Raw genomic sequence first — 7,780 nt, 5'->3', positions numbered from 1 at the left:
GCTGGCCGGGCTGGCGGCGGCGCGGGATCTCGGCTTCGCGGCGCCGGAGGATGCGGCGGCGCGGGCGGCGCTGGAGCGGGCCCTGGCCTTCCAGGACGCGCTGTGGCGGATGTTCCGCGCGCCGCCCTTCGACATCGGCGCGGTGGCCGACGCGACGGTGATCTGCCGCTGCGAGGAGGTGACGGCGGGCCGGCTGCGGGCGGAGCATGCGGCCGGCAGCACCAGCCTCGGCGCGCTGAAGAAGGCGACGCGGGCCGGCATGGGCCGCTGCCAGGGGCGGATGTGCGGCGCGACAATCGCAAGGCTGGTGGGCGCGACGGAGGAAGGCGGCCTCGCCCATCCCCGCGCCCCGGTGAAGCCGGTGCCCGCCGCGGCGCTGATGCTGGAAGTGCCGGAAGGCGAGGAATGGCCCACCTTCCCGCTGCCGCACTACAATGGCTGGGCGGCGCGGCCCGCCGCCGGGCCGGCGGCCGAAAGCTGCGAGGTGCTGGTCATCGGCGGCGGGGCGCTCGGCCTGTCCACCGCGCTCTACCTGGCGCAGGAGGGCGCCGATGTGCTGCTGGTGGAGCGCGGCGAGGCCGGCATGGCCGCCAGCACCGCCAATGCCGGCAGCCTGCATGTCCAGCTCCTCACCTATGATTTCGACGGGGAGCAGGAGACGGGCCCGGCCATCGACCGGCTGCCGCTGGGCCCCCGCAGCATCGCGCTGTGGCAGGAGATCGCGGCGGCGGCGGGCGAGGGGCTTGGCATCCGCAACGAGGGCGGGCTGATGCTGGCGGAGACCCCGGCGCAGCTCGCCTGGGCCCGCGCCAAGGTGGCGGTGGAGCGGAAGCAGGGGCTGGAGAGCCATCTGCTGGGGGCGAACGAGCTCTACAGCCTGGCGCCCTATCTCGGCCCCGGCTTTGTCGGCGCAAGCTGGAGCCCGCTGGAAGGGCAGATCGACGCGCTGCGCGGCACCACCGTGCTGAAGCGGCTGGCGGCGAAGGCGGGGGCGCGGCTGCGGGAAGGGGTGGAGGTGCAGGCGATTGCGCGCGAGGGCGCGGGGTTCGCGGTGACCACCGCCGGGGGCGCGATCCGCGCCGGGCGGGTGGTGAATTGCGCGGGCGCCTATGCCGGGCGCATCGGGGAGATGCTGGGGGTCGCGCTGCCGGTCATCGGCGCCGTGCAGCAGGTGATCGCGACGGAGGCGGCGGCGCCGACCATGCGGCACCTGGTGGCGCAGGCGGGGCGGCACCTCTCCCTGAAGCAGGGGGATGGTGGGCATGTGCTGGTCGGCGGCGGCTGGCCGGGGGTGCTGGATGAGAAGGGCTCGCCGCGCAACCTGCGGCGGTCGATCGAGGGCAATCTCTGGGTGGCGGGGCGGGTGTTGCCGGCGCTGGCCGGGATGCACGCCATCCGCGCCTGGACCGGGCTGGCGGTGGAGGTGGACCGCGCGCCGCTGCTTGGGGAGGTGCCGGGGGTGCCGGGCTTCTTCCACGCCGTCACCAGCAATGGCTACACCCTGGCGCCGATCTGCGGGCGGATGACGGCCGATGCCGTGCTGGGGCGGGCGGAGGTGCCGAGGCAGTTCACCCTGGCGCGGTTCGGGTAGGGCGTAAATCCGATCGGGTGGCCGAGACCGGGATGGCCCTGCCCCCGCCCGGCCGATGCGGGCGCCTCGCCCATGGCAAAAGCCCAAGCACCCATCCGTGACCATGGCGCTGGCCGACACAGGCTTCGCAGCACGCGGCGCATGGCGGCCCGGCACGGGAAAGCGGGGCCGCTGCGGTTCAGGCGCTCGCGGTCCTTGGCCAGGCGATCATCCTCCCCACGATCCGGCGCTTCGGCAGCAGGACGCAATGGGTCCGGCTGGAGCAATTGGCGATCTCGGGTTGATCGGGCGGCAGATGGCATCCAGACGGCCGGCGAGTCAGCCGCCTGGTCGCCGCTGGCCGGAGGTTTTGAGGTTTTTCGACAAGCACAGTCGATGCTAGCATTTTTTCTGCAATCATCCAGGCGAACAGACAATCTGTTATGAACTGGAAGAGTTGCAGGGGAGTGTTCAGGCATGGCTATTGTTTACGGCACAAATGGTTCTGCCGAGGATTTTCTGGTTGTACCAGGGACTTCCATCGAGGGATTTGAACACAACCTCGATGACTTGGTGCTTCCTGCCGGAACCGAGCTATCGACGGTGACGGTTACAGTCGATCATGATTGGGCAAACCCGAATGCCGATGGCACCTATGCGTGGGGCCAGCGGGTGAGCTGGGGCAGTGCAGGCGAGAGCGCCTTCCTGCGCTACTCCTGGGAGTTCGACCCCGCGACCGATGCGGACGTCGCCAGCGGCGGCACCACGCCCCCCACGACAAGCGGCATCATCTACGGCCAGCCAGGCGTCGCCGAGGACTTTACCGTGGCCGGATCCGCGGTCGCGATCGAGGGTTTCGAGCACGGCGTCGACGACCTTGTGCTGCCTGCGGGCACGGATCCCTCGACGATCTCCGTCGTTGCGGACCAGGATTGGGCGCACCAGAACCCGGATGGCAGCTACGCCTGGGGACAACGGGTCTCCTGGGGCGATGCGGGCGAGAACGTGTTCCTGCGCTACTCCTGGGAGTTCGACCCCGCGACCGACGCCGAGGTCGCGGGCGGCACACCCCCGACCGACCCGCCGCCGGATGGCCAGTTCCGTGAGATCCTGACGGACGATTTCGACGGGACGACGCTCGACCGCTCCATCTGGCAGAATGTCTATGGCGGCGGAACCTACTGGAACAACGCCTTCGAATGGGATCCGAGCCAGGTCAATGTTGCGGACGGCAACCTCGTCGTCTCCATGTCGCGCGACACCGACGGCGACGGGCTGTGGCAGGTGGGCGGCCTGAACATGGAGTACGCCGGCTCCATCACCTATGGCCGGGTCGAGTTCACCGCCCGCGTCGAGGAGGAGCAAGGCACCGGCACCGCGATCCTGATGTGGCCGACCGGGAGCACCCAGTGGCCGCCTGAGATCGACATCCTGGAAACCCCCAACACCACGGCGATGCACACCCTGCACTGGCAGGGCCCGAACGGGAACGGCGACAACCAGTCCGACTCGCAATTCTCCAACGGGCTCGACACTTCGCAGTGGCACACCTACCGGATGGACTGGACGCCACAGGAACTCGGCATCTATGTCGACGGGCAGAAGGTGGCGTCCTGGACGGACCACATCCCGGATTCGCCGATGTCCTTCGGCGTCATGGGCTATGTGGCCGGGCAGAATGATTGGTTCGATGCCCCGCCCGATGCGTCGACACCCGACCAGGTCAACATCTATCTCGGCAAGGTCACCGTGTCCGAGTGGATCGGTTGATCGACCGCGGGTGACCCCGGCGCGGGCAGGCACGGCCTGCCCGCGCCATTCACGGCTCCGGGTGCAGGCGCCTGCGCGGCGCGGCAGACGGCTCCGCGCCCGTCGCGCGCCTGGGCGGAGGCGGGGCGGCCCACGCCCCCCATGGCGGGAGGCGCATGGCTGGCGCCGCGCCGGCCATCCCGTGCCCGGCGGCCCGGCGCCTGCCGCCCGTACCTGTCTCCCGAGCCCGCTTCCCATGCTTGCTTCCCCTGGCGGCGCCGGGGCGCCATATCCTCCGCCCGGACCCCCTGAGGATCTTCCATGCATCGCCGTTCGCTGCTGGGGCTTGCCGCCGCCATGCCCCTCGCCTCCCGGGCTCTCCCCGCCCTGGCGCAGGAAGCCAGGCCGGTCCGCCTCGTCCTGCCCTTCCCGGCCGGCGGCGCCACGGATGCGGTGGCGCGGGTCCTCGCCCCCGGCATGGCGGAGCGGCTGGGCCAGCCCGTCGTCATCGACAACCGGCCGGGCGCCGGCGGCGTCCCGGCGGCGGAAAACGTGGTGCGCGCTGCGCCGGACGGGCTGACGCTGTTCTTCACCACCAGCTCCACCCATTCCGCCGGCCCGGCCGTGACGCCGAACCTGCCCTATGACGTGGAGGCGGATTTCACCCCGGTCGCGCTGCTGGCGACCCAGCCCTACCTGCTCGTCATCTCCTCCACCGTGCCGGCGAGGACGGTGGAGGAGTTCATCACCTGGGCGAAGGCGCGGCCGGGGCAGGTGAATTACGGCTCCTCCGGCGTCGGCACCGCCCCGCACCTGACCGGCGCGCTCTTCGCCGCGCTGGCGAAGCTGCAGATGGTGCATGTGCCCTATCGCGGCACCGGCCAGGTCTATGCCGAACTGCGGCGCGGCGATGTGCATGCGCTGTTCGACACGCCCTCCACCGCCGCGCCGCACCTGGCCTCCGGCACGGTGCGGGCGCTGGGGGTGGGGGGCCGGGAGACGCCGCTGGTGCCGGGGCTGCCCTCCCTCTCCCGCGCCGTGCCGGGCTTCGAGAGCGAGGTGTGGTTCGGGCTGTTCGGCCCGGCGCGGCTGCCGGCGGAGCAGGTGGCGCGGCTGCGGGAGGCCGCCATCGGCGCGGCGCGCGACCCGGCGCTGCGGGAGAAGCTGGCGGGGCTCGGCGCCGAGCCGAAGGGCGAGGATGGCGAGGCGCTGCGGCGCGTGGCGGCGGCGGAGCGGGCGCGGTGGACGGCGCTGGTGCGGGATCCGGGTATTCGGGCGAGCGACTAGAGCAGATCGCCGTAAGGCGGCATCGCCCGAAGGCGTGAATCTGCTCTGCAAACAAGGGCTCTAGCGGCACGCGCCTGACGCTTGGCACCCGGCCCGGGGCCAGGGAAGGGCGGAGAGCGGCTGTACAGGGCTCATTGTCCGGCTGGCCGCTCCATTCCCGTGAGCGGACATGGAAGCAGCCCATCCGAGCCGACACCCCATGGCTCCGCTTGGCCGGAAGCGACCCGTTCGCCTTCAGTTCATTGGCTTCAAAAACCGGCCCAGGATACATAAAACGACTCGGCGGACCCGAAGAGAAGTATCGGCCGCTCCAGAGAAAACCTCCCTGGACAGAGTGGGCAGCTCGGCGGCATGACCATCCGCCTCAGCAACGGGCCGAAATCCGAAGGCAGGCATATAGTTCATTGCTGAGTCGCACGGACCGGCAGGGCGTTCATTGCGCAGGTCGAGGAGAGTTATAATGCTCACAGTGGAAGCGGTTGCCACCGACCGTCCGCTGACCGAATATGAGGCCCTCGCCACGGCGGCGCCCAGCGCACTCGATGCCATTCCGGGGGCGGTGTACCTTTGCGACCATGATGGCTGGCTCGTCAGGTACAATGCCGAAGCTGCCGCGCTGTGGGGCCGTGAACCACGGCTGAGCCAGACCAGGGAGCGCTTCTGCGGCTCGCACCGGCTTTATCTCCCCGATGGAACGCCGCTTCCCCACGAGGACTGCCCAGTAGCGGATGCGGTGCGGACCGGACGGGAGACGCGCAACGCCGAAGTCGTGATGGAGCGGCCGGACGGCACGAGGTTCACGGCGCTCGTCAACATCCGGGCGCTGCGGGATCGCGATGGGAGGATCCAGGGCGCGATCAACTGCTTCCAGGACATCAGCGCGCAAAAGGCGCTCGAGGAGGAGCTTCGTCGCAGGAACGGGGATCTCGAGGATTTCTTCGAGAACAGCGCGGTCGGCCTTCACATCGTGAGCGGCGACGGCATCATCCTGCGCGCCAACCAGGCCGAGCTGGCGCTCCTCGGCTACGCGCCTGAGGAGTATGTCGGCCGCCATATCGCCGAGTTCCACATCGACCAGGCCGTCATCGGCGACATCCTTCATCGGCTGTCCTGCAGGGAGAGGCTGGACAGCTACCCTGCCAGGCTGCGCGCCAAGGACGGCTCGATCCGCCACGTGCTCGTCACCTCGAACAGCCGTTTTGACGATGGGAAGTTCGTCAACACGCGCTGCTTCACGATCGATGTCACCGAACAGCGGGAGGCCGAATATGCGCGCCGCCAGAGCGACGAGCGGCTGGCTGCCACCTACGAGGCCGCGACGGTCGGCATCGCCGAAGTCGACGAGCACGGCCGCTATGTGCGCGTCAATGACGCGCTGTGCAACATTCTGGGGCGCTCGCGCGAGCAGCTGCTGGCGACCGATCTGCTCGAAATCACCCATCCCGAGGACCGCGCCGCCGAGGCCGAACGCTACGGACGGCAGGTGCGCGGGGAACTCGCAAGCTATGCCGTAGAGAAGCGCGCCGTCAGGCCGGACGGCTCGATCGTCTATCTCGAGGTGTCGAGCTCCTCGGTCCGAGACGAGAATGACCGCTTCCGATACGGCGTCCGGATCATGCAGGACGTGACCGAACGCAAGCGGATGCAGAACGAGATCCAGGCGAATGAGCGGCGGCTGCGCGAGCTGCTGGAGGCGCTCCCTGCCGCGATCTACACGACCGATGCCGAGGGCCGCATCACCTTCTACAACCAGGCCGCCCTGGAGATGGCTGGTCGCGAGCCTGTGCTCGGCAGCGATCAGTGGTGCGTTACGTGGAAGCTCTACTGGCCCGACGGCACGCCGTTGCCACACGATCAGTGCCCGATGGCCGTTGCCTTGCGCGAGAACCGGCCTGTCCGCGGCGCCGAGGCGATTGCAGAGCGGCCAGACGGAAGCCGCGTACCCTTCCTGCCCTATCCGGTGCCGCTCCGCGATGGCGAGGGCCGGCTGGTGGGCGCGATCAACATGCTTGTCGACATCACGGACCGCAAGAACGCCGAGCTGCGGCAGAAGGTGCTGATCGACGAACTGAACCACCGCGTGAAGAACAGCCTGGCGACGGTTCAGTCGCTGGCCGCCCAGACGGCCAAGCATGCGAGCGACCTGCAGGATTTCTCCACCAAGTTCGAGGCCCGCATCCTCTCGCTTGCGAAGGCGCATGATCTCCTGACGAAGCGCAGCTGGATCAGCGTGCCGCTGGAGAGCCTGCTCCGGGACATCGTTGCGCCGTACAGCAGCGGCGAGAGCCGATTGCGGATCGGCGGTCCGGCGCTCGACCTTACCCCACGCGCGGCGCTGTCGCTGACGATGGTGCTGAGCGAGCTTGCGACGAACGCGGCAAAATACGGCTCGCTCGGAGCACCGTCCGGCACATTGTCGGTGCGTTGGGACATCAGGTCCGGAGACACGCTCGCGCTCGAATGGCTGGAACAGGGTGGCCGAAGGGTGAATAAGCCGAGCCATCGCGGCTTCGGGATGCGTCTCATCCGGCGCTGCATCGAGCGCGATCTCGAGGGCTCGCTGGATCTCCGCTTCGAGGAGACGGGCGTGCACTGTCTGATGGCCATGCCGCTTGCGCCTCTGAGCGCTCATGGATGATTTTCCGGGACTTCGCGTGCTCCTCGTCGAGGATGAAGGCGGCGTAGCTCTCCTGCTCGAGGACATGCTGGAGGAGCTTGGGTGCGTGGTGGTGGCATCGGCCGCGCGCCTTGCCCATGCGTACGAGGCCGTGCAGGCGAAGCTGCTGGATCTTGTCGTGCTGGACGTGAATGTGGCCGGGGAAGCGTCGTTCGATCTCGCGCGGATGCTCGTCCAACGGGGCATTCCTTTCGTGTTCAGCACGGGCTACGGCAGCAGCGGCCTGCCGGCAGACCTCCGGAACCAGCTGGTCCTGGCCAAGCCGTTCGGCTTGCCCGATCTGCGCCAGTCGATCGCAGCCGCTCTGCCAAAACGCACATCCGGCTGACCTCGAACGGCGCCTGTGAACCGCGCCGGGTTTGCCGGAGGCTCCGAACCTTGAGAGGTTGGAGCCATGACGAAGAAGACGTCGAACCGATTTTCGCCTGAGGTGAGGCAGCGGGCGGTCCGGATGGTGCTGGATCACGGAGGCGACCACGCCTCGCAGTGGTCGGCCA

General features: G+C 69.1%; 5 protein-coding genes. All 5 read left to right on the top strand.

Annotation, left to right across the window (positions count from 1 at the left end):
* Positions 1–1,591, top strand: a 1,591-nt coding sequence (locus NJ376_RS18215; RefSeq protein ID WP_252954710.1) for an FAD-dependent oxidoreductase, incomplete at its 5' end; no start/stop codon positions are given.
* Between the two features lie 456 nt (positions 1,592–2,047).
* Positions 2,048–3,340: a glycoside hydrolase family 16 protein gene (locus tag NJ376_RS18210; RefSeq protein ID WP_252954709.1), complete on the top strand. Its 1,293-nt coding sequence runs from the start codon at positions 2,048–2,050 to the stop codon at positions 3,338–3,340.
* 300 nt (positions 3,341–3,640) lie between these two features.
* On the top strand, positions 3,641–4,606 hold the full coding sequence (locus tag NJ376_RS18205) for a Bug family tripartite tricarboxylate transporter substrate binding protein (RefSeq protein WP_252954708.1): 966 nt from the start codon (positions 3,641–3,643) through the stop codon (positions 4,604–4,606).
* A 460-nt stretch (positions 4,607–5,066) separates the two neighbouring features.
* Positions 5,067–7,244, top strand: a complete 2,178-nt coding sequence (locus tag NJ376_RS18200) for a PAS domain-containing sensor histidine kinase (protein WP_252954707.1) — start codon at positions 5,067–5,069, stop codon at positions 7,242–7,244.
* A complete protein-coding gene (locus NJ376_RS18195; protein ID WP_252954706.1) occupies positions 7,237–7,611 on the top strand; it encodes a response regulator in 375 nt (124 codons plus the stop codon). The genes NJ376_RS18200 and NJ376_RS18195 overlap by 8 nt, the downstream gene beginning before the upstream one ends.
* Positions 7,612–7,780: the final 169 nt, after the last annotated feature.

It is taken from the genome of Siccirubricoccus soli, from assembly GCF_024178315.1.
Classification (GTDB): domain Bacteria; phylum Pseudomonadota; class Alphaproteobacteria; order Acetobacterales; family Acetobacteraceae; genus Siccirubricoccus; species Siccirubricoccus soli.
The sequence above is the reverse complement of the archived record's forward strand: the minus strand, read 5'-3'. Positions and strand labels throughout refer to the sequence as shown.